At 41.1% G+C, this 26,812-nt stretch carries 22 protein-coding genes and 1 pseudogene; 18 read left to right on the top strand and 5 right to left on the bottom strand.

The window, feature by feature from the left end:
• Positions 1 to 323: 323 nt before the first annotated feature.
• The 14 genes from ACDG22_RS11195 (at position 324) to ACDG22_RS11130 (ending at position 18,736) form a co-directional block, all read left to right on the top strand.
• Positions 324 to 4,070, top strand: a complete 3,747-nt coding sequence (locus tag ACDG22_RS11195) for a hypothetical protein (RefSeq protein WP_270231025.1) — start codon at positions 324 to 326, stop codon at positions 4,068 to 4,070.
• Entirely contained in the window at positions 4,070 to 6,064 is a 1,995-nt protein-coding gene (locus tag ACDG22_RS11190; RefSeq protein WP_270231026.1) for a hypothetical protein, read from the top strand. Before ACDG22_RS11195 ends, ACDG22_RS11190 begins: the two co-directional genes overlap by 1 nt.
• A gap of 248 nt (positions 6,065 to 6,312) precedes the next feature.
• Entirely contained in the window at positions 6,313 to 6,555 is a 243-nt protein-coding gene (locus ACDG22_RS11185; RefSeq protein WP_270231027.1) for an ATP-binding protein, read from the top strand.
• Between the two features lie 368 nt (positions 6,556 to 6,923).
• Entirely contained in the window at positions 6,924 to 7,244 is a 321-nt protein-coding gene (locus ACDG22_RS11180) for a hypothetical protein (RefSeq protein WP_370858887.1), read from the top strand.
• 310 nt (positions 7,245 to 7,554) lie between these two features.
• The gene (gene istA / locus ACDG22_RS11175; protein ID WP_007566682.1) at positions 7,555 to 9,162 is read left to right on the top strand and encodes an IS21 family transposase; all 1,608 of its coding nucleotides are present in this window, start codon (positions 7,555 to 7,557) and stop codon (positions 9,160 to 9,162) included.
• A 6-nt stretch (positions 9,163 to 9,168) separates the two neighbouring features.
• Positions 9,169 to 9,891: an IS21-like element helper ATPase IstB gene (gene istB, locus ACDG22_RS11170; RefSeq protein ID WP_040311749.1), complete on the top strand. Its 723-nt coding sequence runs from the start codon at positions 9,169 to 9,171 to the stop codon at positions 9,889 to 9,891.
• A 190-nt stretch (positions 9,892 to 10,081) separates the two neighbouring features.
• Entirely contained in the window at positions 10,082 to 10,426 is a 345-nt protein-coding gene (gene tnpB / locus ACDG22_RS11165; RefSeq protein WP_007567398.1) for an IS66 family insertion sequence element accessory protein TnpB, read from the top strand.
• Between the two features lie 88 nt (positions 10,427 to 10,514).
• Positions 10,515 to 12,275 carry an IS66 family transposase gene (gene tnpC, locus ACDG22_RS11160; protein WP_143723011.1) on the top strand — a complete coding sequence of 587 codons (1,761 nt, stop codon included), beginning with the start codon at positions 10,515 to 10,517 and terminating at the stop codon, positions 12,273 to 12,275.
• A 150-nt stretch (positions 12,276 to 12,425) separates the two neighbouring features.
• Positions 12,426 to 13,445: a PGN_0703 family putative restriction endonuclease gene (locus tag ACDG22_RS11155; protein ID WP_147331694.1), complete on the top strand. Its 1,020-nt coding sequence runs from the start codon at positions 12,426 to 12,428 to the stop codon at positions 13,443 to 13,445.
• 87 nt (positions 13,446 to 13,532) lie between these two features.
• Entirely contained in the window at positions 13,533 to 14,483 is a 951-nt protein-coding gene (locus tag ACDG22_RS11150; RefSeq protein WP_117695020.1) for a 5'-nucleotidase, read from the top strand.
• A 16-nt stretch (positions 14,484 to 14,499) separates the two neighbouring features.
• Entirely contained in the window at positions 14,500 to 17,214 is a 2,715-nt protein-coding gene (locus ACDG22_RS11145) for an AAA domain-containing protein (protein WP_178269925.1), read from the top strand.
• Positions 17,211 to 17,561, top strand: a complete 351-nt coding sequence (locus ACDG22_RS11140) for a DUF6361 family protein (RefSeq protein ID WP_270230636.1) — start codon at positions 17,211 to 17,213, stop codon at positions 17,559 to 17,561. Before ACDG22_RS11145 ends, ACDG22_RS11140 begins: the two co-directional genes overlap by 4 nt.
• 98 nt (positions 17,562 to 17,659) lie before the next feature.
• Entirely contained in the window at positions 17,660 to 18,280 is a 621-nt protein-coding gene (locus tag ACDG22_RS11135) for a YiiX/YebB-like N1pC/P60 family cysteine hydrolase (RefSeq protein ID WP_178269926.1), read from the top strand.
• Positions 18,281 to 18,337: 57 nt separating this feature from the next.
• Positions 18,338 to 18,736, top strand: coding sequence for a DUF4878 domain-containing protein (locus tag ACDG22_RS11130; RefSeq protein WP_178269927.1), 399 nt, complete (start codon positions 18,338 to 18,340; stop codon positions 18,734 to 18,736).
• Positions 18,737 to 18,784: 48 nt separating this feature from the next.
• Here the strand turns inward: ACDG22_RS11130 and ACDG22_RS11125 are convergent, their stop codons facing one another.
• Positions 18,785 to 19,588: a TrmH family RNA methyltransferase gene (locus tag ACDG22_RS11125; protein WP_178269928.1), complete on the bottom strand. Its 804-nt coding sequence runs from the start codon at positions 19,586 to 19,588 to the stop codon at positions 18,785 to 18,787.
• 105 nt (positions 19,589 to 19,693) lie between these two features.
• On the opposite strand from ACDG22_RS11125, the gene ACDG22_RS11120 reads away from it, so the two are divergent.
• Entirely contained in the window at positions 19,694 to 20,719 is a 1,026-nt protein-coding gene (locus ACDG22_RS11120) for a threonine aldolase family protein (RefSeq protein WP_178269929.1), read from the top strand.
• On the opposite strand, the gene ACDG22_RS11115 is transcribed toward ACDG22_RS11120, so the two are convergent.
• A complete protein-coding gene (locus ACDG22_RS11115) occupies positions 20,716 to 21,207 on the bottom strand; it encodes a hypothetical protein (protein ID WP_270230638.1) in 492 nt (163 codons plus the stop codon). The two genes, ACDG22_RS11120 and ACDG22_RS11115, sit on opposite strands and share 4 nt — an antisense overlap.
• Positions 21,208 to 21,227: 20 nt before the next feature.
• A complete protein-coding gene (locus ACDG22_RS11110) occupies positions 21,228 to 21,827 on the bottom strand; it encodes a hypothetical protein (RefSeq protein WP_270230639.1) in 600 nt (199 codons plus the stop codon).
• Between the two features lie 256 nt (positions 21,828 to 22,083).
• Between ACDG22_RS11110 and ACDG22_RS11105 the strand changes: the two are divergent.
• The 3 genes and pseudogenes from ACDG22_RS11105 to ACDG22_RS11095 all read left to right on the top strand — a co-directional run bounded on the left by ACDG22_RS11105 (position 22,084) and on the right by ACDG22_RS11095 (position 24,629).
• Positions 22,084 to 23,220: pseudogene (locus tag ACDG22_RS11105) on the top strand (sensor histidine kinase).
• Positions 23,217 to 23,927: a LytR/AlgR family response regulator transcription factor gene (locus ACDG22_RS11100; RefSeq protein WP_178269700.1), complete on the top strand. Its 711-nt coding sequence runs from the start codon at positions 23,217 to 23,219 to the stop codon at positions 23,925 to 23,927. The pseudogene ACDG22_RS11105 and the gene ACDG22_RS11100 overlap by 4 nt, the downstream one beginning before the upstream one ends.
• Positions 23,928 to 23,978: 51 nt before the next feature.
• On the top strand, positions 23,979 to 24,629 hold the full coding sequence (locus ACDG22_RS11095) for a DUF1847 domain-containing protein (RefSeq protein ID WP_178269701.1): 651 nt from the start codon (positions 23,979 to 23,981) through the stop codon (positions 24,627 to 24,629).
• Between the two features lie 170 nt (positions 24,630 to 24,799).
• Here ACDG22_RS11095 and ACDG22_RS11090 read toward each other — a convergent pair whose 3' ends face one another.
• Both ACDG22_RS11090 and ACDG22_RS11085 read right to left on the bottom strand, forming a co-directional pair.
• The gene (locus tag ACDG22_RS11090; RefSeq protein ID WP_007566503.1) at positions 24,800 to 25,360 is read right to left on the bottom strand and encodes a flavin reductase family protein; all 561 of its coding nucleotides are present in this window, start codon (positions 25,358 to 25,360) and stop codon (positions 24,800 to 24,802) included.
• A gap of 58 nt (positions 25,361 to 25,418) precedes the next feature.
• Positions 25,419 to 26,462 carry an alcohol dehydrogenase gene (locus tag ACDG22_RS11085; RefSeq protein WP_178269702.1) on the bottom strand — a complete coding sequence of 348 codons (1,044 nt, stop codon included), beginning with the start codon at positions 26,460 to 26,462 and terminating at the stop codon, positions 25,419 to 25,421.
• Between the last annotated feature and the right edge of the window lie 350 nt (positions 26,463 to 26,812).

The raw sequence follows: 26,812 nt of genomic DNA, 5'->3' as shown, positions 1-26,812 counted from the left end.
AAAAAGCTTGGATACAATGTCTCACTTACTAAAGTTCCACAAGCTGTAACACTGAACTAATAATATAGACCAAAGGCCGACTTTTACTGGAATTACCATAGCCCGACAATGAAATTGGTCTCAACAGCTAAGCGCCAAAGATTGTGACTTATGTACACGTGTATGAAACTTTTAAATTCTTAGCTGTTGCTATTTATTATTGTACAATAGCCGCACTTGTGTTCTCATAAGTGCTAATCTTTCTTTTATCCAAAACCTCGGATTTATATCAATTTTAGTATAAACCTGTCCTACTTTGTGTGTAGGACGCTTAATATTTACGTATGAAAACAGATAAAGAAAAACTTAGTGAATATGTCGAGGAAATCTTTAAACGATATACATCTTCAGGACTTCATATTTGCGACATTGCTACGGGTGGAGGTAAATCATACACTATCAGTAAGTTGACATGCGAATACTACCCTAAAGAGTTCAACAGAATAGTTATTCTATGCGTACAAAAAAAATTGGTAGAAGGAATAAACAGAGAAATCAATGAGTTTGTACATTCCAAAAACAGTATCATTTCACGCAATGACATTCTAGTAATAGATAATAATGAAGAGGTTATCAAAAAAGCAATTGATAATGGTGCTTTCGAGAAATTCATAGACCAGATAGAATCTTGTATTGAAGTATTATCAAGCGGAAATGTGAAGGTATTAACTTTTGGTTGCAAACGCATAAAAAAAACATACGAAGGGATCAAAAACCTTTTCCAGGTACAAGGTAATAGAAATGAACTTCTCTCCAATCAAATCTCTGATGCTGAACTAAAATTGAGAAATGATGTCCGTAATTTCTTTGAGATATATAAGAAATATTTAAAACAAACCAATAAAGAAAATGATATCAGTATTAATCAACTTATAAGAACTTTCCCAGCACTTTCTGAAGTATATCCCCAGGTTGATTATAAAAGAAAGAAAGTATTGTTGATGACAATACATAAAGCTATGTACGGCATAGATCCTATTATTTCTGAAAAAGTATACATAAATAATATTGCAGATGACAATCATAGAACTTTAATTATATTCGACGAATCAGATCAAGCAGCCATAGTTATGCGCAACACGATCATAGAGCAGGCAATTGACAATTACAGTGGCAGTAATCGTTTTGCGAAGGGATATAATGGCTATTTGCAATACAAACAATTGATAGACAATCCAGAGCATATATCAGATGAATATCATGGAGAACTGCTGCACGAGTGCTTAAACAAAGCCAATAATACAATCAAGTCAAGCTGGAACAAAGTTTTTGGAAATACTATACCATACAAAAACATATTCTTAGGAGACATTGAAGACCTGGAAAATTATCGCCGTGGAGTTTTCTTTTCTGGTTCAGGTTTAAGACTCAATGTATCGAATTCTAAAGACAATAAGCAATCGTATATCTGTTACAGTAAAGGAGAGAAACACTTCAAGCTTTTTCATGCAGAAAAGGATACGGAATTAAAGGAAAGCTTTGATTATGTAATTCCAATGGATAATTTTTTATCTCTAGTTATAGAGAATACAAAAGTTATAAAAGGACAATTATGTCAGGTAGTTAAAACAGCATTACAAACAAGTATTGAGAAGTTCAAGCAAACAGCAAAAGGTTTAGGGAAAAACAAACTTCCAGACAATCATTATTTAGGATATCCTACTATTGAAAGAGAAATCTATACACTGATTTCCAGATTCGAAACAAACTCTGATTACCAGTTTGCCCAACAGCTTTTAGAATTCATGACAAACAGAAAGAGCATTAATAAAAAATCGGAGAAACTGGATTTACCTGATTATTCAGTGTATTCACAAGGAGTTCAGCTTTATCAGGAAGAAATAGATGAGCGAGACAACCAACACAGAGTGAGACTGTCATGCCGAGAGATATCTACTACACCGGAAAAAATTCTGATAGATCTTATCCTATCAGGAAACATTTCTGTAGTTCTTTGCTCTGCTACGGCATCAAGCGCATCAGTTATCAGCAATTTTGATATCGAATATCTGAAAGAGCGTATTGGAGACAAAATACATGTACTATCCATGGAAGTAAAAAGCAAATTTGATGAGCTGGTATCCAACACCTACCCCAAAGGACATAAGGTAGAAATCATTCCTCTGGAACATTATGAATACGAAGATAAAAGAGACGAAAAGGCCGTTCTGCCAGATAAGTATCGTATTCTATTTTCTGAAGAAGCACGTAAGGACGGGCTGGATAATACATGGTTTAAATGTACAAAAAGATACCTTATGCATAACAAGAAAGAAGGTGAAAGTATTTCATTTCAACTCTATCGTCTTTTCCAGTTTATTGAGGCATATGCCTGGTTTATTAAACATGAGGATGTACACAGCATGATCTTCTTTCAGAACAGAATAGGTGATCCTATACAAACGAATGTACTAAGTTGCCTGATTGACGGCTCTTATAAACAGCAAAAATCAGTATTCGAAGATGAATTGCCAGAAGACTGGACAAATGAACATATCAGAATTAGTAAAAACTGGGAAGAAGTTGAAGGAACTATTCTAAAAGAACTAAGTGACAATAAAGATGCTAAAATAATGCTGATTTCTGCTTATGCAAGTTTTAAAGCAGGAGCAAATATGCAATATGAAATTCCTGACGGATTGGAATATATACAGGGAGATAATTGGAATAAGGAAGGCGAAAAACTCCAAAAAGATTGGGATGCCATGTATGTTCAATGCCCACGAACATATCTGATGATGAATACAGATGAGAACGAAATTAACTTCGAAAAAAGTCTTTATAATGTAATGCTCTCTCTTATGATGTTATACGAAAGAGGGTGCCTCTCAAAAAATGAGATTGCTTCGTGGTTATGTAAAGCTTTATCAAATAACTTCTGGTTTGGAGACAAAAACAACCCAGGTATTGCAAGAGACAAAGCTGAATGGGCACAAACAATAATAGAACAGGCTGTAGGACGTTTATGCAGAACAAGGAATAAACCGCAAACGACATACATACTTTACGACAAAGACATAAATTGTTTTTTTGACAAAGTAAACCTCAAAAAATCTTTAACCAAGGAATTCAGGAGTTTGGTAAGCTACATTCTTGCAGATGAACAAAAAACAGTAGATTCAAATATAAATAATGATGAGATAATAAGGTGCAATAATGCTAATTATGCAAAACGCCAACTTGACCGTATGCGGAATATTGCACTAAGATATACACCAAAACTTGGTAAAGAGGATTACTTTGATGACGAGGACGAGGATATAAATACAGTTCCATACAATGTTATGATAAATCAGAAAATGAATCAAAGTTATAAACAAACTATAATAAGAAAACCTGTCGTTTCTGATTTCAATGAGTTAGAAGATTCAGACAAAAATCTGAGCTTCATACATAAATGTTATGGTGACTGGAAAAGAAACAATGAAAATGAAATATTTTTCCATTATGACCCTAAACACAATAATTACTTCTGTCCTGCAACAAAAGGAAAACCAGGGCAATTCCCTGTTTCTCCACAATCTGTCAGACTGGATGTGTTGATGAAAAACGAAGTGATACGCCTATATTTCGAACAGAATGGGTTTGCTACGGACTGGGAAACTAAAGGAATGATCCTACATCCAGATATTCTAATGACTGATTATGCTGGTGAAATCGGTGAGGAAGCATTTAAAGCAATTGTATTACATTATACAAATTGTAAAGAAAATGAAATCAAACATCTTGAAGGACGTGACTACGAGCTTGCTGATTTTGTTATATGCAATCCTGACGGAAGCTATAAGATAGCATTTGATGTCAAGAATATGAATCCTGACATAGACCATGATGATAAGCCAGGAGAATTACCAACTAAAGAAAAACGAGCGATAAAGCGTAAAAGGCTTGGATGCCAACTTATCACTGTCAGCATGTTACAGCTTTCCAAAGAACCTATGGGAGACATAACTGAGATACATGGAATTATAGATGACAATGGAAAAATTATAGAAAGTGCAATAGAAACCCTTAAATTACTTATCGACTAATGAATAAAATTATAATCGACGAAAATTATATCAAGAGTTTACCTCTAACAACCAACAGAATTGAAGTTGCATGGAATGAAAATGTATTTTTCTCAAAATATGCAATAGTTTCTTATTACAGTACAAGTGCTGAACACAAAAATCTGGCCTACGAACAATTAAGTGATTCACCATGTTTATCTGTTGCCGGCATAAAAGCTATATGGGGTAATCAAAAATACTCAGCTGTTAAATTTTTTATATTAACGCACAAAGGTAACGCACGAGATATCCTTAACAGTCTTCAATCCTTTAAGGATATAGTAGCCAGAATAGATTCTTTAGAGCCATATAGCAATGAACTCAAAAACAGAATAGTGGCTTCACTTGCTATCAATTCACTTGGTAAAAAGAAAACAAGTAATATGATGTACAATGATGGCTCACTATTGGTTTGCGACAATACGAATTTCGGAATTCAAAAAAGGGAGCTGGTATGTCTAAAAGTTGAAGTCAACAAATATATGAATCTTGTTGCCAATACGCAATCTTTTACACATCCACTTAATGATAATGAATTACGCAAATACAAAAACTGTGTTTTTCAAAAATCAAAAGATTTTGACGGAGAATTATGGTCTGGACAAGCTGTTAAGCCTATTACAATCAAAACAGTAAAAGATGGTGAATACGATTTGAATAAACTATTCATTCTAAAGAAGAAATCAAAAAAAACTAAAAATAATGTCCCATACTGGCCATATAATCCTGATAAATATACCCACGGCAAACTTTTTGTACTTTTCCAAGTTGTAGAATCAGTTAATCAAGACTTCGATGGTATTCTTGAGATAAACTTCACAGATTATAAGGTTGAACACTATGATGAATGTAAAACAGAAGATGGTATTCTAAAATTAATGAGAGATTACTTAAAGGGAAAGACTATTTCATTTGAAGATTCTTTTTGCACTGATCTATCTAAAAACCTTATTCTGCAGTTCAAAGAAGAGGCACAGAAAATCATGCAAGGGACTCTAGAATTCCCTTTTAAACCAACTCCTGAAGATATGATAGTACGATTATGTGAACCGAAAGAGAATGAAGACACTAATACTAAATATATCAAATCAACTTATAGATTTACGAAAAACAATAATGCACTACAGCACATTACTTATTATAATAATGAGAAAAAAGATAAGATTGACAAAAACCGTGCAAGACGAATACTCATTGAGTTCATTGTAAAAGATTGTTTAGTAAGACGTACTATGCCGAAGGACTTGGCTATACTTATAGAAGGATGGGAATTCCTAAGGTACAAGATTAATCAAGGAAATGTTCATGGAGCTACTTTAAAAATAACCAATAATGGGAACTTACACATCGAACAATACGGATTATCACAAAATAGCTGTGGCGAAGATTTTGAATCTTTTGTAACTGAGAAATTACAATACACTGATTGCAGCAGAATTAACGGCGCCAAAGATTATATGGCATTAAAAAAAGATGGTAATGTATATCTTATTGTAGACACTGAAGAGATTCCTATTCTTGATGCAAAAGAAATTGATGAGGGATATGATGAAGTAGTTAATAATGGTGAAACCATTGCTATGTTTAAAAGAAAGAAAAACGTACACAAATATCTTCGAGGGTATATTGGATTTCATTTATGGAAATCAGAAGGGATTGATGGCAAAGCTAATGATTCGTTCTCATATATCTCAGGAATAAATAAAGAAAAAATAAAGTTCATCAACGGTAATAAAATGGACAAAATGCCACGAGCACGCAAAATATTTATCCTCAAAACAAATAATCAAGCTTTAGTAGATTCGCATATAAAAGAAATATGTAGTATGCTAAAATTTGGGTTTGGAAGATGGGATGAACTGATGACCTACCCATTCCCCTTTAAGTTTTTGTTAGAGTTTTTAGATAATGCTGCAGAAACTGCATATTCTAAACATTGGGAAGAAATATCATATTATAAGGATTTATTTTAATTAACATATTAATATCCCCAATTATGGGTAGTATACCTTAAAAGGAAAGAGTTCGGATAATACCGAATTCTTTCCTTTTAAGACTTCTGAAAACACATGTAAATTAGAGGAAGATATAAAACAAAAAAACATCTATAAATAGGTATCTCAATGAACATAGCAGAAATCAATCCACAAATTTTTCCACTGAAAAACGCCCAATAAGAATACCAAGTCCTGGATAGAGCGGTCACAAAAAGCCACCTGTATTGGAGAACAAGGTTGTATTCTTCAATATGATAAAATTCTCCGAAGAAGTAACTACGGCATCTCTTACTGGAAACTTCCTTAAATACATGGACAAGCTGATGAAATATGATCTGATAATACTAGATGACTTTGCCTTGAGAAGCATCGATGAACAGACAAGAATCGCACTTTACCAACTCTTGGATGATAATAAGGAGAATTACCGTTTGTCTATTATAATTACATCCCTGTTACCTACTTAAGTCTGGTATGGTTATCTAAAACCATGCTCTCAAACCGAATCAATTTTAGACAGACTTTTTAGCCATGCAGATAATATGACTTTTAGAGGAAAATCTTTACGTAAAAAAGAAAAATAATCATATTTTTGTAACAAACAAATCATCACCACCATTTTTGAGTGGCACGTTCCACTCTGATAAGGAGACTTTTTCTGCCACTATTTTCCACAGTCATAAGTGCTGATGATACAAAAAAACTTACTATGGAGTTAGTTTAAATGGGAGTACTTGGACTTAGAGGGCATACTCTGTAACCATTCTATTTTCCGCCTTGACACGCATGTTCCCTAAACCTACCTTTGCGCCGTAACCCTTAAACAACAATGATTATGGCAAAAGAAAAAGTAAACTACCAGGAGGTATATGACCTCTATCAGTTATGCAGTGAGACCAAGGATCTTCGTGAGTTCTGTGCGGATTATGGAGTAAATTACGACAAGTTCATGAACTGGCAGCGTCATCAGCTATGGAGCGAAAAGTTAGGCAAGACAGTCCAGGTTGAGCAGCCCAAGGTTGCCAAAGTCCGGATAACCGGCAAGCCTTGCAACAGTCCAACCGTAAAGTTGGAGGTGAAACAACCTGAAGGTGAATCTCCGATTACATATTCCGGAGCATACCCGTTCACTTTCCGGCAGCTTATTAGGGTATAAAACCATACCTTAAAAGCGTAATTTTTATCCGTTCATCCCCTAAAAGGATGAAAAAATGGATAACCAGACATTAAAATCTCAATTTTTCCGGAGCATATCCGTTCACCTCCGAGAATTGCAGGTTGTAGCACCCTTTTTCCGGAGCATACCCGTTCACTTTAGACGTATGCTTTCAGATTTTCCGGAGTATATCCGTTCAGCCGTGCATGGAATTGTGAGCGTATATCTTCGTTTCCGGAGCATATCCGTTCATTCTTTCCCCGGTTTCAGTTTCCTTTGTGCTGGTAAGCTAACAAGAAACAGCACAGTCATGGCAGGAACAACAAAGGATATGAGTCTGATAAAACAAGTACTCCAGCTCAAGCAGGCCGGAGAATCCAACCGCGGTGTAAGCCGCAAGTTACCGATTGACAAGGAAACCGTCAACGGTTATGTGAATACAGTAAAAGCCAACGGATGGAACATCAGCGACCTCCTTGAGATTGACGATCCCGAGTTGGAACGGATGTTCCATGCTGGTTCTCCGGCATATACGGACAGGAGAATGGAAGAGTTTCTGATCCTGCTACCCAGATACAGGGAACTGCTGGCGGACCCCAAATCCCATGTAAGCCGTCAGGTCCTGTTCGATGAATACCGTGCGACTCATCCCGATGGTTACGGCAAGTCACAGTTCTATTACCATCTGAAGCAGAATCTCGTTGCGAAGAAGGATGTTACGGCCGTACTGGCCAACACCTACAAACCGGGTGAAAAGCTCATGGTGGACTTTGCCGGTGACAAGCTCAGCTATGTGGATGCCGAAACCGGAGAAATTGTCAAGGTGGAGGTGTTTGTCGCCTGCATGCCTTACAGCGACTATACCTATGTGGTATGTGTACCTTCGCAGAAGACGGAGGACTTTCTGTATGCCATAAGGATGTGTCTGGAACATCTGGGCGGTGTACCTTCCATACTGACTCCTGACAACCTCAAATCGGCTGTAATCAGCAATGACCGGCATGAGCCGAAGCTGAACAAGGCTCTTGAGGACATGGGCAACTACTACCATTTCGTGGTACTGCCATGCGACCCGGCATCGCCGACACAGAAGGCTCTGGTAGAGGACTCCGTAAGGATTACATATAACCGTGTCTATGCCAGATTGCGTAACCGTACCTTCCATTCACTCCTGGAACTGAACCGTGCCGTATGGGAGCTGATGGAAAGGCACAACCAGACCCGTATGCAGAAGCGTCCCTACAGCCGTGAGGAGCGTTTTCATGCCATGGAGAAGGAGCTGCTGAAACCCTTGAAACCGGAACCCTATGAGATGCGCCTGTATGCCGATCTGAAAGTACAGGCAAACTGCCATGTGGAGCTGAGACAGGACAAGGTGACCCATTTTTACTCCGTCCCCTATATCCATGTAGGAAAACAGGCAAGAGTAGTCTTTACGCGTTCATGGGTCAAGGTCTATGTGGAGCAGAAACTGGTGGCCTCACATATCCGCAGCCATACATACGGCTATACCACAGTCAGGGAACATCTCGCATCCAGCTGCAGGGTGATTATGGAGCGTTCGGCAGCCTATTATGTGGAGAAAGCAAAAGATATATCACCTGACTGCCATGAATATGTAAAAAGAATCTTTGACCCCAAACGTACCGCACAGCCTGAAGAGGTGTATTACAAGCTGTGCAACTCCATAGTCAGCCTCAGAAGGAAGTATGACCTTGCCACGTTTGACCTTACCTGCCGTCAGTGCATGGAGTACGGTATTTACTCCTACAGCAAGTTTGAAGCCATACTCAGACGTAACGGCATGAATGCATCCGCAGACGAGACGGTAATCTTCCATGCGCCTACACCGTCAAACCACGGGAACATGCGCGGAAAAGACTATTTTACAGGAAATGACATAAACCAACAACAATAAATGATTATGAGCAACGAAACAGAAAGAACACTGCACGAGCTGAAGCTTCCGGGAATGGCAAGCTGCTGGAGCTCTCTGGAAGAAACACATCAGTTGGACAAGCTTACCCTGCGTGAAGGCATGCAGATCATGCTCCAGTACGAACGTGACACGAGAGGGAACAACCGCATCCAGCGTCTTATAAAGAATGCCGGCTTCCGTCTGAGAGCCTCGATGGAAGAACTTGAAACGGACACGGCAAGGGGCATACAGACCTGCTCTGCAGCCGACCTTGCAACCGGAAATTACATCACGGGCGGAATGACGGTCATCATTACCGGACCGGCAGGAACCGGGAAGTCCTACTTTGCCTGTGCCCTGGGTGACAGGGCATGCAGGAACGGCCGGAAGGTACTGTACTTCACGATGAACATGCTCATCGAGAACCTGAAGCTTGCACATCTGGAAGGACGGGAAACAAACTTCTTCCGGAAGCTGAACGCACATGACCTGCTGATTATCGATGACTTTGGGATGGTCAAGCTGGACGGCCAGATACAGCATGACTTTGAACAGATCATAGATGACCGGTACAACCGGAAGGCACTCATCCTGGCCAGCCAGCTTCCCGTTGCAGACTGGTATGATGTGTTCCAAAGCGAGCTCATTGCGGAAGCCTGTCTGGACAGAATCGTGCATAAGGCAATAAAATTTGACCTTAAAGGAGAGAGCCTAAGAAAGAAGTATTAACTTTGCCAACAACACTGAATACTAACTGGGGACTGAACGGATATCACCGGAAATGCTGAACGGGTATCCGCCGGAATATGCACTCCGATTAAGTGGGTAAAACTGCAATTGACATCAGGTGCCACATTGTTCCTAAGAAATACCACAGTTCTTGATTTGAGTCTGTTGCTTAATAAAATGATAGGATGATATGCTTGGACTTAGCGCTAACCTGAACTATTACCTGTTCAACGGTAATGTGGATTTGCGGAAAGGAATCTTCCGCCTGTGTGAGAGTATAAGGGAAGAGATGTCACTTGACCCGAGCGATGCATCCAATGTATATATGTTCATGTCCAGGAACCGAAAAGTTGTGAAAATACTTCATTATGAACGCGGATTTTATGTGCTTTACGAGAAACGTCCTGTCATGGGGAGATTCAAGAAACCTGTGTTTGATGAAGTCTCCAAATGCTACCGGATACAATGGTCGGACATGGCCTATCTTACGGAAAGTATAGTAGTTGACAAGATGTACGTCAGTCCGAAAGATTAATATTAATACATTGATTATCAATAAAAATAATATAAGAATAAACGATAAAAAGTTTGCGTAACTGCCTGATTTTTCGTACCTTTATATCATGATTGATGAAAGGGCATACGAGTTACTTTGCTGCCAACTGGGTCTGGCGAATGAGGAAAAGGCGGGGCTTCGCAAACAGGTAAACGAACTGATTGCGAGGCTTAAGGCTATTGAAGAATCAAACAAAGAGAACTCCAAGGCTCTGGTTGATACAATCAATGAGTTGTCCACAACAGTCGAGAATAATCGAAAGGAAATGGAACTTATGAGAAAGCAGCTTGAGGCAAAAGACGAGGTGAACATGATGCTTGCAAATGAGATATCCAATCTCAGGCTTCAACTTGAGGACAGCAGGAAACACCGTTTCGGCCGTACCTCAGAGCAAAGAAGGCTGCTGAACAACCGTAACATTGACAAGTCTGCAATGGAGAAGTCCGAGTACGACGGTTCTGGCAAGAAAGGTGATGATGATAATAAGACCGATGGTAACGGTACCGGCAGCAATACCTCTTCCGGTAACGTACCTGCACAGAACTGCAGGCCTTCAAGGAAAAAGGAAACTGCTCCCCGTGCAGCAAAGACCAGGCTGAAGGTGGATAAGGTAATTGTTCATGAAATAGAAGACTATTACCAACTCCCGGATGGTGCAAGGCTTATGAAGCGTAACGGAATGGCTGATGTGTGGGAATACAGGTTTATAGAACATGTGCGTGCTCATAACGTGGAGCATGTGTACAAGGTGGCAAGGGTAAAGCTTGCAGACGGCACTTTCACTAACACGATGGAGCATCCCTTGAAAAACCTTGGAGGAATCTTTTCCCCTGATTTGCTTGCCCGTCTGCTTTGTCTGAAATATGACTTCAGTATGCCTGAGAACAGACAGATAAGACTGCTTGCAAGAGAAGGCATCCACATAAGCAATACCACGCTGAACGGCTATATCCATAACGGAATCTCCAGGCTTAGGGAGTTTATGGAAGATGTCTTCAAGGAGTTTGTACAACAGGCAAAATACCTTATGGTTGACGAGACGACCGAGCTTGTCGGAGTTGAAACACCGGAAGGCAAGGCTTACAGGAGAAAGTATTTATGGGCTTTTTTTGCAAAGCATGTCAAGTTGGTTTACTATCATTACAATAACGGCAGCAGAGCCTCTGATGTAGCAAAGACCTTCCTTGAACATTTTATGGGATCTGTATCTACAGACGGATATACGGTTTACAGGATGTTCGACGGAGAAGACTCAAAGGTGCTTCATATAGGATGCTGGACACACTGCAGGAGGCTGTGGGTCGATGCCTTGCCATCAGACAGAACTGCGATGGATATAATAGACCCTATCGGTGATATGTTCAGAAATGAAGACTTGTTCCGCACAATGAAACTCAGCGGTGAGCAGATTAAGGAAAAAAGACTTAAGCTTACGAGACCTATTCTTGAACGTATCCATCATAAGGTGGTCATGATGATGCAGGATACCAAACTCATGGCAAACGAACTGATGAGAAAGGCTGTGAACTATACGATAAACCAGTGGAAATCCCTGAAAAATATCCTCAAGGACGGTTCTGCGGAAATATCGAACAACCTCTGTGAGCAAAGGATGAAACCTGTAAAGCTGCTGCTCAAGAACTGTATGAACATAGGCAGTGAGGATGCAGCAGGAAACTCGGCATTCATCTTTTCTCTGATAGAAAGCTGCAAGCTTAATGATATAGCCCCTCAGGATTACCTGAAGCACTTGTTTGAATGTATTCTTCATGGTAAGGACTGCGACAAGAAGGTCCTTCTGCCATGTTTTTATAAATCGGAATGTTAAAACTAAACTATTTTCTTGCGGACATTTTTATTTTATCGGCTGAAAAACAGCCGATAAAATTGTCGTGGCGGAAAATAGAATGGTTACGCATACTCTTGTAACTATAGAAATAATAGAGATAATATAATGGTTATAAATGATAATTGTCAGATGGAAAAAACAATCAACGGAGTAAAATACTATCTTCCCAGCAATCTAACCTTGGAACAAAAAGCTATTTATGTCCATATCATAGACTGGAAGCGTAAAAATATTACTACAGAAAGAGGCATGTATAAAGGGCATGAATACGATGCTATTTTCCCAAACGATACAACTATTCCGACAATGATATATGGACCAATCATACCTGTTTGGGAGGAAATGCAACGGAGTAATTTTGCTTATAAACTACATAAGTTTGCATATCATGCAGTAAGTTCTCAAACAGCCTGTATTAATCTGTTTATGCCTTTACTCCTTTCTAAAGATGTTGATCGTATATTACCAATGATCCCCGGATGTCCCTCAAATTTCAGTAAGATAGCTAGAGATAAACTATTTCACGGATTCTGTTTTGAATATTGGGGCCAAGATATTAAACAAGGAGCAGGCGTCTTAAACGATCATTCCCAATCAGCCGGAACTGACGCAGACGTAGCCATTGCTTACTATAACATAGAAGGCAAATTATGCCTATGGCTAATTGAACATAAACTTAGCGAGAAAGAATTTACAATATGCGGAGCATATAAAAGTAAAGCTAATAAATTAAAGACTAATTGTACTCAATATAATCTCATTAGTATAACCAAAGAGCCTCAGAAATGCTATTATCACATGATAGGATATAAATATTGGGATACTCTAAAAAGAAACCTAGATATATTCAAAGGCTCAATTGGTATCGAAGGTTGTCCTTTCAAGGATGGACTTAACCAACTATGGCGCAATCAGATACTTGCTTTAGCCTTACAGGAAACTGGAATATATAGTATGGTAACTTTTTCGGTATGCCATCATGCAAAAAGCACAATGTTAGACAAGTCAATCAATAAATACAAAGCATTGATCTGTGGAAATAGAATGTTCAGTTGTTTTACCAACTATGATGTGTTGAACATTGTATATAAACTAAATCATGACCTGCAAGAATGGATGCAATGGTATAAAGATGTCTATTACTTTTGATATCAGTAATCTAATAGTATTACAATTGTTTTTATGGGGGATAAATATAAAAAATTAATATAACACATTTAATATAATAACTAAAATATGCCATATCCTATAGAGAAAAAACTTGTAATTGCCGTATCAACTAGTGCTTTGTTTGATATGGAAGAATCTGATAGTATATATCGTGTAAAAGGCATTGATGCTTACAGAAAATATCAAGAACGGATGATTAACGAGCCACTAGGAAAGGGAGTTGCATTCCCTTTCATCAAACGTATCTTGAATTTAAATAATTCTTTCCCAGAAGATAAACCTATTGAAGTAGTTATATTTTCAAAAAATAGTCCAGAATCAGGATTAAGAGCATTCCGTAGTATTGCACATTATAATTTGGACATCTCTCGAGCTTGTTTTTCTTCAGGAAAAAGTAATTTTCAATATTTACCAGCCTTCAATGCATCATTATTTTTATCTGCAAATCCAGAAGATACAGAAAAAGCAATATCTGCAGGTTTTGCTGCAGGTACTGTTCTAGATACTAAAGTTATAGATGATGAAAATGACACACAACTTCGTCTTGGATTTGATTTTGATGGAGTAATAGCTGATGATTCTTCGGAACAATTTTATAAAGAAAATAAAGGAAATATGTCCGTTTATCATCATCATGAACTAGAACTTGCCTCCAATCCATTATCAGAAGGACCGATAGGAACACTATTGCAAAAAATATCATTTTTCCAACGCCTTGAAAATGCACAAGTAGACAAGAATCCTAATTACAAGAAAATTCTTAGTACAGCTATAATTACTGCAAGAAACGCTCCTGCACATGAACGTGTCGTAACTACATTAAAGAGCCTAAATATTGAAGTAGATGATGTATTCTTTCTCGGAGGAATAGATAAAACTCGAATACTAAATATTTTAAAACCACATATTTTCTTTGACGACCAGATGATACATTTAGATCATTTAGAAGATATACCTGCAGTACATATACCTTTTGGGATAGCCAACAAAAGAGATTCTGATATAGTTGAAAAATAAGTAAATATTTGATTGAATGGATGTTAAACAAAATATGATTGTAGATTTGGAGAAACGCGGTGACAAGCAAATGTTCATCACTGAACGTGTTTCTTCTATTTACCAAAACAAGAATGGACTTTGGACTGTTCGGTTTTCGTCATCACCACGTGTATTCAATTACAATCCGTCACGTTTACTTTGTCTAACACACCCTGACACAATTAATCTTGGAGAAAAAGGGCTATACATCAATAATAAACATATCAATAATGTAGCAGAATTACTACGTTTTACAGATGGTCGCTACATTTTTTATCGAGTGACCTATGACAATGGCTACTATGAGAATCTGGAAGGAAACGAGGTCTATATTACCCGTACCCCAATTGACAAAAATGGAGGTTCTATTTGGGATTATCTTCGCAAACTAGCTGCTGAAACAGGACTGATTGCGGAAGAAGATTATGAAAGTATTCTATCCAAACAATATGAATTGGTAGATGTGAAGCGTGATAATGTTCCCTTGGCTCAATACCTAGGTGACAAAACAAAATTGGTAACTTACTCCATGCCCAAACAAGTCTATTATCCGTTTGGATGCAATGCCAGCCAAAAAGCGGCCGTAGAAGCAGCATTGACACATCAGGTAAGCATTATTCAGGGACCTCCTGGAACCGGTAAGACACAGACGATACTGAATATCATTGCCAATCTGCTGATGAAAGGTAAAACGGTATTAGTCGTATCAAACAATAACTCGGCTGTTAAGAATGTAGCTGAGAAGCTAAACGGAGAAGGACTTGGCTTCCTTGTGGCCGAACTGGGTAGTGTACAAAACAAAAAAACATTCATCGCCAACCAGCCAGAGTATCCTACTATGGCAAATTGGACTATTGATAAACAAACAACTACAAAGAATCTAGCAAAAGACTCACTTCAAGCCGTTTCACAAGGATTTGGAGGTCAACTCCGGCAGGCCAAACTAAAGGCAGAATACGATGCCCTATTAAAAGAATCGAAATACAACGAAATGCGGGAAGACAACCATACAGAAGATGAATGGTTGAATGGCAAACCATCGGCTAAACTTATGAATTTGCTCAACCGCTATCAGATGATAGTTGAGAACGGACATAAGCCAGGTTTATGGTTCAGATTGCAATGGGCTTTCTTGTTAGGAACTAAAATATTGACATTTTTAAATAGAAAAGCGACAGATGTCATAAACAGTTTTGAGTCAGCCTACTACTTTTCTCGAAAAACAGAATTAGAGCAAGAGCTGGAATCGATTGCTTCAGCACTCCAAAGCATAGATATCCAAAAGAATATGAAAGAACTTCGTTCCTCTTCTCTACAACTATTGAAGGACAAGATAGCTAAACGGTATAATACCGGACAAAGGAAAAAATTTACCATCAAGGATATTAAGCGCAAAACAGAAGAGTTCCTGAAAGAATATCCGATTGTGCTCAGTACCACTTATTCGGCCAAAAGCTGTATCAGTAAAGACATGGTTTTTGACTATGTGATTATGGACGAAGCTTCACAAGTGGATATTAAGACGGGGGCTTTGGCTCTATCATGTGCCATGAACGCCGTGATTGTGGATGACGACAAACAGTTACCCAATGTGGTAAGCCGAGAAGAAGAATTGGCGTTAAGGGCTATTCAGACCACATACCAAGTGGACGACCGATACAATGCTGTCACGCACAGTTTTCTACAATCGTGCGTAGAAATATTTCGGGATGCGCCAGTAACACTGCTTAGAGAACATTATCGGTGCCATCCGAAAATCATAGAGTTCTGTAATCAGCGCTTTTACAATGGAGAACTGATTGCCATGACTACAGACGAAGGAGAAAAAGATGTATTGCAAGTAATTCGAACTGTACCCGGCAATCATGCCAGAGGACATTTCAACCAACGTGAAATAGATGTCATTACGCAAGAGGTATTATCGAAATGTACAGAATCGGAAAGTATAGGTATTATTACTCCGTATCGGGCTCAAGCTGAAGCAATCAATCAAGCTGTTAGAAAAGACATATCCAGTACAGTACACAAGTATCAAGGGCGAGAATGTGATACTATTATTATGAGTATGGTAGACAACTCTCCTACAGAATTCTCGGATGATGCCAACTTACTTAATGTTGCCATTTCACGTGCTAAGAGCAAATTATGTTTGGTAACGAACGGAAATGAAATGCCAGAGGATTCCAATCTCAGCCAGCTAATCAGTTATATTCAGTACAACAATTTTGAAGTGAAATCCAGTAAGTTGCATTCTGTCTTTGATTTGCTCTATCAGCAATATACGGCAGAAAGATTGGCTTACGAAGCTGCTCATCCTGCTGTCTCTGAACATTTATCAGAGAATCTAATATACGATATTCTGTTAAAAGCCATTGCTGAATTAGGTTTGCCTCATACGGGAGTACTTTGTCATTATCCACTGTCCAGACTTATTACCGACTGGAATCAACTGGAAGATAAAGAAAAAACATTTGCAGAAAGTCCATTCTCACATATAGATTTCCTGCTCTATAATTCCCTGACCAAACAGCCGATCAGTGCCATAGAAGTGGACGGATGGCATTTCCATAAGGAGAATGACGCCCAACTATCACGTGATAAGTTGAAAAATCAAATATTCACAAAGTTAGGGCTTCCTTTGATTCGCATTTCCACAACAGATACAGTGAATCAGGAAACGATAAAAAAATCATTATTAGCAATTTTATGAAATTAGGATATATACACAGCAACAGAGAAGAACAAACCCGAGTCATGCAAGTACTGAAAATGACTTCTGAATCTGTAGCTCTCGACGAACTCGGCATTGGCCGTATCCGTGATGCTTTTGCAGACCGTATGTTTCCCGGAATATCTACCCTGCAAAAGCACATGAAGTATTTCTCTCTTGTACAAGGATATGGTATTCAGCTTGCTGACGGTCCGTTAAGGGGACTGACGGCACGAGCTGTCATCGTGATAGACGAAAACGGCAAAGTGCGTTATACGCAATTGGTAAAAGAAGTTTCGAACGAACCCGACTACGAGGCTGCACTTCAAGCAGCAAACGAATTGTAAAGACTGAGGTCTTACAGTACGATTCATAAAAAAAACTGAACAAAAAAACATACTATCGAGCATTGGTAAAAAAATTAATTTATTACCTTTGTTCGTATATGAAGGAACTGCTTCACATACTCCCCGCTCTGCTTGCTCTCTGTTTATGTGTTTCCTGCAAGGATACAAAAGCAAAGAGCAAGCGGATTGTGCCTGCCGGAATATTGGCTGATGGTGATCTTGCATTCCGGCGCGGTACCGGACTGCTGAGTCACGTGGTTACTTCTGCCAGCAAAGACGGGGTTTACTCGCACGTGGGAATCTTAAAACAGATTGACAATGAATGGTTCGTTATTCATGCTGTCCCCGATGAGCCTGATTTTGAGGGTGACACCGACCGTGTAAAAACAGACCCGTTATCACGCTTTTTCGCCGAAGACAGAGCCGTACGTGGCGCAATAGCCAGAATTATGGATGATTCTATTGCAGCTTCGAGGGCTGCACATACTGCCTGGGAGATTACTCGAAAGGGAACTCTTTTTGATCATGATTACAATCTGGCAGATACTTCACAAATGTATTGTACCGAACTTGTAGAATTTGCCTACCAGAAAGCGGATATCTGTCTTTCGGAAGGAAGGCGTACGCAAATCAATGTTCCGGCAATGGGAGGAACATACCTCATGCCCGACGACATTGCAGCTAACAAACGATTAAAAATATTATACAGTTTTCCGTAAACTCAAGGTTTTTCTTTTCCTATATTCTATATTTATTAACTTTAAAATGTAAACACTATGATGAAACAACTGATTCGTTTGGGATTGATGCTGGTTGCTGTGCTAGCCATGGTATCGTGTACACCCAGTACACCTGGAGCCGCACTGAAAAATTACATGTCGGCACTAAGCGACAAGGATTATGAGAAGTTCATTGACGGATGCAACATCTCTGAGGCTGACAAAGCTAAGGAAATACGCGAGGGGCTTATTGCCATGATTCAGGAAAAGGGGTCAAAGACTATTGAGAAAAAGGGCGGACTAAAAGAGATTGAAATTGTTTCTGAGGAAATGGCTGAAGACGGCAACTCGGCGATTGTCACTTACAAGCAGCATTATGGCGACGGAAGTGTCAAAGAAGATACTCAGAAAATGATAAAGGTGGATGGTAAATGGCTGATGGATATCGGTAAATAATGAATTAGGTAATACAGAAAAGGGGCGTCGTAAAGCGCCCCTTATTTTTTACCGGCGTGCCCGCATCTCCCAGAAGGCTACAGCTGAGGCTGCCGCTACATTCAGTGAGTCGACACCATGCCACATCGGTATGCGGACTACATAATCGGACTCTGACATCACTTCGGCTGGAAGACCGTCGCCTTCGGTACCCATCACAATAGCCAAACGGGGAATTTCCTTGAGCTCCGGATAATCGATGGGAACGGAACGGTCGGTCAGAGCAAGGGAAGCGGTACAGAACCCCATTTCACGCAGCGAAGATACGGGACGGGGAAGCCATGTCCAGGGTACGAGAAAAACGGAGCCCATCGACACGCGTACGGCACGGCGGTTCAAAGGGTCGCACGAGTCGGGTGAAAGAAGGATGGCATCGATGCCCAGGGCTGCCGCTGAACGAAAGATGGCTCCGATATTGGTCGTATCGACAACACCGTGAATCACGGCAACACGACGGGCATCGCGGCAGACTTCCTCGGGAGTACGTGGAGCGGGACGCCGCATGGCACATAATACACCGCGTGTAAGCGTGTAGCCGGTAAGGCTTGCCAGAAGCTCGCGGCTGCCCGTATAAACGGGAATGTCACCGGCACGAAGAATGATATCGGCTGCATCTCCTTCGATATGTTTTTTCTCACAAAGCAGTGCAAGAGGCTGATAACCGGCATCGAGTGCCACACGGATTACTTTGGGGCTCTCGGCTATGAATATGCCCCTTTCGGGATCTATGCGGTTACGTAACTGGGCTTCGGTCAAGGTTCCGAACACGTCTACTCCTGGGTGTTCGAGGGAGGTTATTTCTATTACGGGCATATGGATATTCTTTTTTCTTGCCAAAGTTAAGAAAGAATATCGGCCGGAGCAAAGTTTTTTTCTCTACCTTTGTCTGCAAAGAAAACAAACTAAAGAATAACTGTTATGCTACATTTTGATACAGACTATATGGAAGGGGCACATCCGGAAGTGATGCGCCGCCTGATGGAAACTAATCTGGAACAGACATCCGGATATGGAAGCGATGATTATACACGCCATGCCCGTGAACTGATACGCCAGGCATGCGGACAGCCCGAAGCGGGAGTATATTTCCTGGTTGGGGGTACGCAGACCAATGCAACTGTCATCGACGGGCTGCTTGCCCGCCACGAAGGTGTACTGGGAGCAGAAACAGCGCACATCAATGTGCACGAGGCAGGAGCCATCGAGGCTTCCGGACATAAGGTGCTGACATTGCCTCAACATGAAGGAAAGCTTTGTGCTGAGGAGGTAGAAGCATATATCGCCGATTTTTACCGTGATGAAACTTACGAACACATGGTGGCTCCGGGAATGGTGTATATTTCTCACCCTACTGAATATGGTACATTGTACTCGCTCAGTGAACTGGAGGCTTTGAGCCGGGTATGCCGCAAGGCGAATATTCCGCTTTATATGGATGGTGCACGTCTGGGATATGGTCTGGCTGCTCCAGGTACAAATGTCACCTTGCAGGACATTGCCCGTCTGTGTGATGTGTTTTATATAGGGGGAACAAAGGTGGGTGCATTGTTCGGCGAGGCAGTAGTGGCTCCGCATACGGAACGTCTGCCGCATTTTTTCCCGCTGATTAAACAGCACGGAGCACTGCTCGCCAAGGGACGCCTGTTGGGTATTCAGTTTGAAACGCTGTTTACTGACGGACTTTATCTGGAGATGGGGAAACATGCTGTCCGTCTGGCACAGAAACTGAAACAGGGTTTTGTCCAAAAAGGGTATAAACTTCATATGGATTCGCCAACCAACCAGCAGTTTGTCTGCTTGCCTAACGCGGATATCGACCGCCTTTCGGCACATGCAACCTTCGAGTTATGGGGACCACGCGGAGAAGAGGAAACGGTGGTACGCTTCGTAACCAGCTGGGCTACACGCGAGGCTGACGTAGACGCATTGATCGATTTACTCTAATCGGCTTCTTCGATAGAGAAACGGTTTACGGTGACGGCAATGGAATATTTTATCAGTCCGTCACCGGAAAACATGGTTCCACCGCCTTGTATACACATACGTACGCTCATACCATCGTTTGCCGTGAGAAGATATTCGCCGGAATGCTTCTGCTCGTTTACGGTATACCACATGCCGTTCTGTCCGTATTGTACCTCGACGTAGCTTCCATCGGTTTCATAATCCCATGAAAGCCGGTATCGGGAAGTGTTTCCCCGGTGAAAAGTAAATATACAGGTGGAATCGTCATAGTCGACATACGACAGTGAGGTCACTTCTTCCGGATAGAAATTCAGGGCTATGCGGCTTACCGTATCATTGGATATTATGTTATTCATAACATACTCGGTATAGGTTTCTCCCAAGTGTTTCTTTTCAAGGGGATAATAGTCGAGTTCTTCATTCTGGCAAGAGCCAAACCACATGGCAGCGCATATAATCACTGCCATGCTATATACTATTTTCATGCTCATTCGTGTTCTGTTTCATTCTGTAACATTTCAACAGGAAAATCTTCCTCGTGAGGTGCTGGTCTTCCGGCTTCGGGCATCGGATGTGGCACAGGCTGCTCGGGCTTCATTGTCAGCCACAGGTCGTACTGCTCGTCTGTCAGAATCTTACGGAGCTTCTTTATTTTCTTTTCGGCACGCTCTTGCATCTCTTCTTTCATCTTATCATCGCCGGCTGGTGGTGTCATCATAGGAGGTCTGCCTCCGCCCATCATTGGAGGCTGACCTCCACCATTCATCATCGGGGGACGTCCTCCTTCTCTCATTGGAGGACGGTTCATGTCCTTTCCCCCACGGCCTATCAGGACCTCCAGTTTTTCCCTTTCTTCTTTCAGATTAAGCTTGTAAAGCTTCTTATATTGCTTCTCGGTAAGATTAAGTACCTTATCCATTTCATCGGTACGCCTGCGTGCCGTTTTCTCAGGGTTAGTTATTTCTTTTTTCTGAGTATTTTCTTTTTGTTGCGGTTCATCGTATGATGTAGCGGCAACGGCTTCTGCTGAAACTGGCATCAGAGCAGCCAGGCAGACAGCCCACATTGTTTTTCTCATCTTCATCATAAAATAAGTTTTTAAGGGTTGTTGTTTCGGATGACAAATGTAAAACGCTGACTTATATGTGGAAATAGAATCAACCAACCCGCCCATTCTATCGGTTAACTCCCGACAAATCAGATTTTCCGCAAAACGGCTTTACAGAAAAAGGTATATAAAGATAAAATAAGCACACTTGGTCTGCAAAATCATTCCATTCGCCGATTTTAGTTGCAACGGGTAAGGTACAAACGTATTTTTGAGGCATAAAACTACCACAACAATGAAACATCTGCAAAAACAACTACTTCTCGAACAAATTATTTATCTTTCCATTTGGGTGTTGATACTGGGAACTCCGCTCATCGGTTTTCTGCTCGACAATGATCATCCGCTGGAGGGAAGCGAACTGTGGAAAGAGGTAAGTGATACCTGACTTATGGTGTTTCCTTTCTTTCTGCTGTTTCTGATACATAACTATGTACTCATTCCACGCCTCCTGCTCAAGAAATACTATACGCGCTACGTCTTGTCGTTGATTTTTACCATCGGTATCTTGTTTCTGTATCTTCCGGGATGTATACAAGTGTTCAATCCTCACCCGGGATTCCGTCAGCATAAAGAGTTTATCGTGCAGGATTCGGCCTTCGATATGCCCCACATGCAGCATCTTCCCGTACTTCCTTCTGATGAGAAAGAAATACATCCGATACGCCCGATGCATCCGCCTTTTCTGCTGATACATATTACGGCAGCTATCTTGTTGGTAGGTTTTAACCTGACCATACGTTTCTTCCTGAAATCGCTTCACGATGAGGAAATGCTTAAGGAACTGGAACATCAGCATCTGGAATCGGAATTGCAGTACTTGAAGTATCAGCTTAATCCGCATTTTTTCATGAATACCCTGAACAATATTCATGCACTGGTCGACATCGATTCGGGAAAGGCAAAAAGAACAATCATTGAACTTTCGAAGTTGATGAGGTATGTGCTCTACGAAGCCAACAAGAGCCAGATTTCGCTGGAACGTGAAATTCAGTTTCTCGAAAACTATATTGCGCTGATGAAGTTGCGATATACCGAGCGGCTTACCATCTGCACGGACTTTCCAATAATCGTACCTCGTGTACAGATTCCTCCCTTACTGTTCATTTCACTTCTTGAAAATGCATTCAAGCATGGAGTGAGTTACCGTGAAGATTCGTTTATCGATGTACGCATAGCACAAGTAGATGAAGGTATTTTGTTTGCATGCAAGAACAGCAAACACGCCTGTACGCACGATACTCATCACGGCATCGGCATTGAGAACATAAAGAAAAGACTTCATCTGCTCTACGGCAACAATTATACATTTACTACAACTGAAGACGATACGTCTTACCATGTTTTACTTATAACCCCGCCGCTATCATGAAATGTCTGATTATCGACGATGAACCGCTTGCGCTGACTCAGCTCTCGGGGTATATTTCACGTATTCCGTTCCTGACGCTGGTAGCCTCGTGCCAGGATGCCTGCCAGGCTTCCGAAATACTGGCTCACACTCCTGTTGACTTGCTTTTTGCAGACATAAACATGCCGGACCTGAACGGTATAGATTTTGTCCGCTCACTTCCGAACCCTCCCATGGTTATCTTTACTACTGCATACTCGGAATATGCCATCGAGGGGTTCCGGCTCAATGCCATTGATTATCTGATGAAGCCTTTCAGCCTTGCCGAATGTCTGAGGGCAGCCGAAAAGGCACGACAAATGTACGGACTGACGCATAACACTGCCGAACCTGAAGAGGAGAAAAGTACACTGTTTGTGAAAAGCGAATACAAGGTAATACGCATTTACAAAGAGAAAATCCTGTATATAGAGGGGATGAGTGAGTATGTGTGTATTTATATGGAAGACCGGCCTAAGCCTGTCATTACGCTGAACAGCCTGCAAAAGTTGTCGGCCATGCTTCCTCCGAACTTTATGCGGATGCATCGTTCGTACATTGTCAATCTGAATAAGATTACCGAAATTTCCCGTTTCCGTATTCTTTTCAGCAAAGACGTGTATATCCCCATTGGAGAAAATTATAAAGAGCAGTTTATGGCATATATCCATCGGCTGGGGCTTATCTGATTGAAGAAATGGTTATCTTTGCAGCATCTCTGAAATAAAATGATCTGCTTTATGGAAAAGGAAAAAGAAATACATTCTTGTGTGGACTGCGGTACACAAAACTGCAAGTATAAAGACCGTACTTATCCTGATTTCTGCCTGACAACTAACTTGAAGGAAGAAGACCGCCAGTGGGCGCTGGAACGATATGACGAGGGAAACAACCGCCAGGTGATGATAGCCAGTGCGGAAGTGGAATACGAAGGGTACTGCCAATGGACACGCGTACAGGAAATCATGGAGTTTGCACGTAAAATAAATGCACACCGCATCGGTATAGCCAACTGTATCGGACTGATAAATGAAGCACGTATCTTCGCCCGCATTCTTCAGGCAAACGGTTTCGAAGCGTATTCGGTAATCTGCAAGGTTGCCGGACAACCCAAGACTTCGATGGGTATTCCTGCTGAATGTGAAAGTATAGGGGAGGCCATGTGTAACCCGATTTTACAGGCACGGCTGCTGAATGAAGCAAAGACAGACCTGAATGTGGTAATCGGATTGTGTGTAGGACATGACAGTCTGTTCTACAAGTATGCTGAGGCTTATACTACCACGCTGGTAACAAAAGATCGTGTTACGGGAAACAATCCGGCTGCTGCTCTTTATACTGCCAATTCGTATTACCGGAAGAAATTCTTTAATGGGAACGAGAAGAAATAAATGATTCGTATAAGCAGCCTGAATGATACAGTGACTATACAACGTACAGACAATACCAGATTAACTATCAGTAACAGCTGTCTTATCAGAATCAAAAAATTAAAAGATATAATCTCAACAGAAAGTCAATCAGCCTGTAAAAAATGTTCAGGCTGATTGACTTTCTCGGTTTATTTCAGTTTCTTGCCATCGGAAAAGGCACTGCCGACTTTTTTACCAATCTCCAGGTAATCATGATGAATAGGATCGTAGGTAATCGGTTTCAACTTGGTTACATCTACTTTACCGTCTTCGCCCAATACGGCTTCATCTACAGAAATGTTGACAATCCGTCCTGTCATGAAACAGGTTTCGGGATCGTATGAAACGAGCTCACACTCCAGCGTCATGGGAAGTTCTTCGATGACGGGAGCATTGACAAACGCCGACTTTACTGCATGAAATCCGGCATGGGCAAACTTGTCCGGTTCCTTATTGCCGGATACGATACCTACATAGTCGCATTCCGCTACGCGGTCTGCTGTACCCATACTTACGGTAAATGCACGTGTCGCAAGGATATTCTTTGTTGTCTTGTGTTCTTCTGCTAGACAAATTCCAACCATGTTGTCTGTATAAATTCCTCCCCATGCTGCATTCATGGCATTGGGTAATCCGTTTTCATCGTAAGCTGCCACGATAAATACGGGCATCGGATATAACCAGGTCTTTACACCAAAATTCTTTCTCATAGGTATTTACTCCTTTCTTTAAAATATATCTTTTCAACTAGATCCTTTTTTCCAGGTATTACATTGCTTTCTCCGTAATGGCTACTTTGATGACTCCATCCTGCCGGTTCTCAAAAATACGGTATGCTTCTTCTATCTTGTCAAGCGGAAAACGGTGGGTAATGAGTGGTGTCGTATCAATCTTGCCTTCGGCTATCAGGCGAAGAATCTCTGCACAGTCGCATCCGTCTACACCACCGGTCTTGAAAGTCAGGTTCTTTCCGTACATATCGGGCAATGGAAGTTGCTGGGGGCGATCATAAAGTGCCACGATGGTAACGATGGCATTCGGACGGGCACATTCCCACGCCAGCCGGAAGGTATCTTCCGCTCCTGCAACTTCGATGACGACATCGGCTCCTCCATGTGAACTGAGCTTGCGTATCTGTTCGACACATTCTTCGGGGCGCACCACGATTACTTCCGGATAATGCTCGTGTACAAAGCGGATACGCTCTTCCGACTTTTCGCATACAACGATACGCCGGGGATGTTTCAGCATGGTACACAGCAAGGTGCATATACCTGTAGGACCGGCTCCGATAATGAGCACCGTATCGTCGGACGAAATCTCGGAGATACGTGCTGCCCAAAAACCAGTGGCAAGAATATCACCTACAAAAAGTGCCTGCTCATCGCTTACTCCCTCGGGAATACGGTTCAACCCCTGATCGGCATAAGGGACACGCACATATTCTGCCTGTCCTCCGTCGATGCGGCATCCCAATGCCCAGCCTCCCTGCTCGTCTTCGCAATTGTTTACATATCCATGACGACAGAAAAAGCACTCTCCACAAAAGGTCTCCACGTTGACCGTCACACGGTCGCCAGGCTTTACGGAAGTGACCTTCTCTCCTACCCGTTCGACAATACCCACCATTTCATGACCGACTGTAATACCGGGTACGGCACGGGGTACACTTCCATGCTTGATATGCAAATCGCTGGTACAGATACTCCCCAGTGTGACGCGTACCACAGCATCACGCGGATCTTTTATTTCCGGCACGGGTTTCTCCATCATCTGGAACGTGCCATTCTTGATATAAGTATAGGCTAACATAGTTTATTCTTTCTTAGTTTGCTGTTTCGAATGATAAAGGTAAACAAAATTCTTTCATTTTTATTGTACAAAACAGAAATAATATCTATTTTTGGCGCAATGAAACGCATATCACCATCGGGTGATAATTTTATAGAATTTCTGAATATACAACAAATGATTGTCAAAGACACAAAACAAATGATTCGTTATGTTCGGCTGGTTTCCTGAGGAATTTCTAGCATAGAACTTAATTGATCGAATTGCTGCTGACGGGGCGGCAGGGATTGTTGTGTTCTTTGACGTACTTGGCATTCTAACCTCTGCTTTAAAAGGGAAAGTGGAGGTCCTCTGCTTTTGATGAGGCGGAC

The organism is Phocaeicola coprocola, assembly GCF_041333015.1.
In the GTDB taxonomy this organism is placed as follows: Bacteria; Bacteroidota; Bacteroidia; order Bacteroidales; family Bacteroidaceae; genus Phocaeicola; species Phocaeicola coprocola.
Note: the sequence above shows the minus strand (reverse complement) of the source record. Positions and strands in the feature narration are given on the sequence as shown.

Coding starts and splice junctions, on each gene's coding strand:
- ACDG22_RS11195 (WP_270231025.1), top strand. CDS start 324: ATGAAAACAGATAAAGAAAAACTTAGTGAATATGTCGAGGAAATCTTT.
- ACDG22_RS11190 (WP_270231026.1), top strand. CDS start 4,070: ATGAATAAAATTATAATCGACGAAAATTATATCAAGAGTTTACCTCTA.
- ACDG22_RS11180 (WP_370858887.1), top strand. CDS start 6,924: ATGGCAAAAGAAAAAGTAAACTACCAGGAGGTATATGACCTCTATCAG.
- istA (WP_007566682.1), top strand. CDS start 7,555: ATGGCAGGAACAACAAAGGATATGAGTCTGATAAAACAAGTACTCCAG.
- istB (WP_040311749.1), top strand. CDS start 9,169: ATGAGCAACGAAACAGAAAGAACACTGCACGAGCTGAAGCTTCCGGGA.
- tnpB (WP_007567398.1), top strand. CDS start 10,082: ATGCTTGGACTTAGCGCTAACCTGAACTATTACCTGTTCAACGGTAAT.
- tnpC (WP_143723011.1), top strand. CDS start 10,515: ATGATTGATGAAAGGGCATACGAGTTACTTTGCTGCCAACTGGGTCTG.
- ACDG22_RS11155 (WP_147331694.1), top strand. CDS start 12,426: ATGGAAAAAACAATCAACGGAGTAAAATACTATCTTCCCAGCAATCTA.
- ACDG22_RS11150 (WP_117695020.1), top strand. CDS start 13,533: ATGCCATATCCTATAGAGAAAAAACTTGTAATTGCCGTATCAACTAGT.
- ACDG22_RS11145 (WP_178269925.1), top strand. CDS start 14,500: ATGGATGTTAAACAAAATATGATTGTAGATTTGGAGAAACGCGGTGAC.
- ACDG22_RS11140 (WP_270230636.1), top strand. CDS start 17,211: ATGAAATTAGGATATATACACAGCAACAGAGAAGAACAAACCCGAGTC.
- ACDG22_RS11135 (WP_178269926.1), top strand. CDS start 17,660: ATGAAGGAACTGCTTCACATACTCCCCGCTCTGCTTGCTCTCTGTTTA.
- ACDG22_RS11130 (WP_178269927.1), top strand. CDS start 18,338: ATGATGAAACAACTGATTCGTTTGGGATTGATGCTGGTTGCTGTGCTA.
- ACDG22_RS11125 (WP_178269928.1), bottom strand. CDS start 19,588: ATGCCCGTAATAGAAATAACCTCCCTCGAACACCCAGGAGTAGACGTG.
- ACDG22_RS11120 (WP_178269929.1), top strand. CDS start 19,694: ATGCTACATTTTGATACAGACTATATGGAAGGGGCACATCCGGAAGTG.
- ACDG22_RS11115 (WP_270230638.1), bottom strand. CDS start 21,207: ATGGCAGTGATTATATGCGCTGCCATGTGGTTTGGCTCTTGCCAGAAT.
- ACDG22_RS11110 (WP_270230639.1), bottom strand. CDS start 21,827: ATGATGAAGATGAGAAAAACAATGTGGGCTGTCTGCCTGGCTGCTCTG.
- ACDG22_RS11100 (WP_178269700.1), top strand. CDS start 23,217: ATGAAATGTCTGATTATCGACGATGAACCGCTTGCGCTGACTCAGCTC.
- ACDG22_RS11095 (WP_178269701.1), top strand. CDS start 23,979: ATGGAAAAGGAAAAAGAAATACATTCTTGTGTGGACTGCGGTACACAA.
- ACDG22_RS11090 (WP_007566503.1), bottom strand. CDS start 25,360: ATGAGAAAGAATTTTGGTGTAAAGACCTGGTTATATCCGATGCCCGTA.
- ACDG22_RS11085 (WP_178269702.1), bottom strand. CDS start 26,462: ATGTTAGCCTATACTTATATCAAGAATGGCACGTTCCAGATGATGGAG.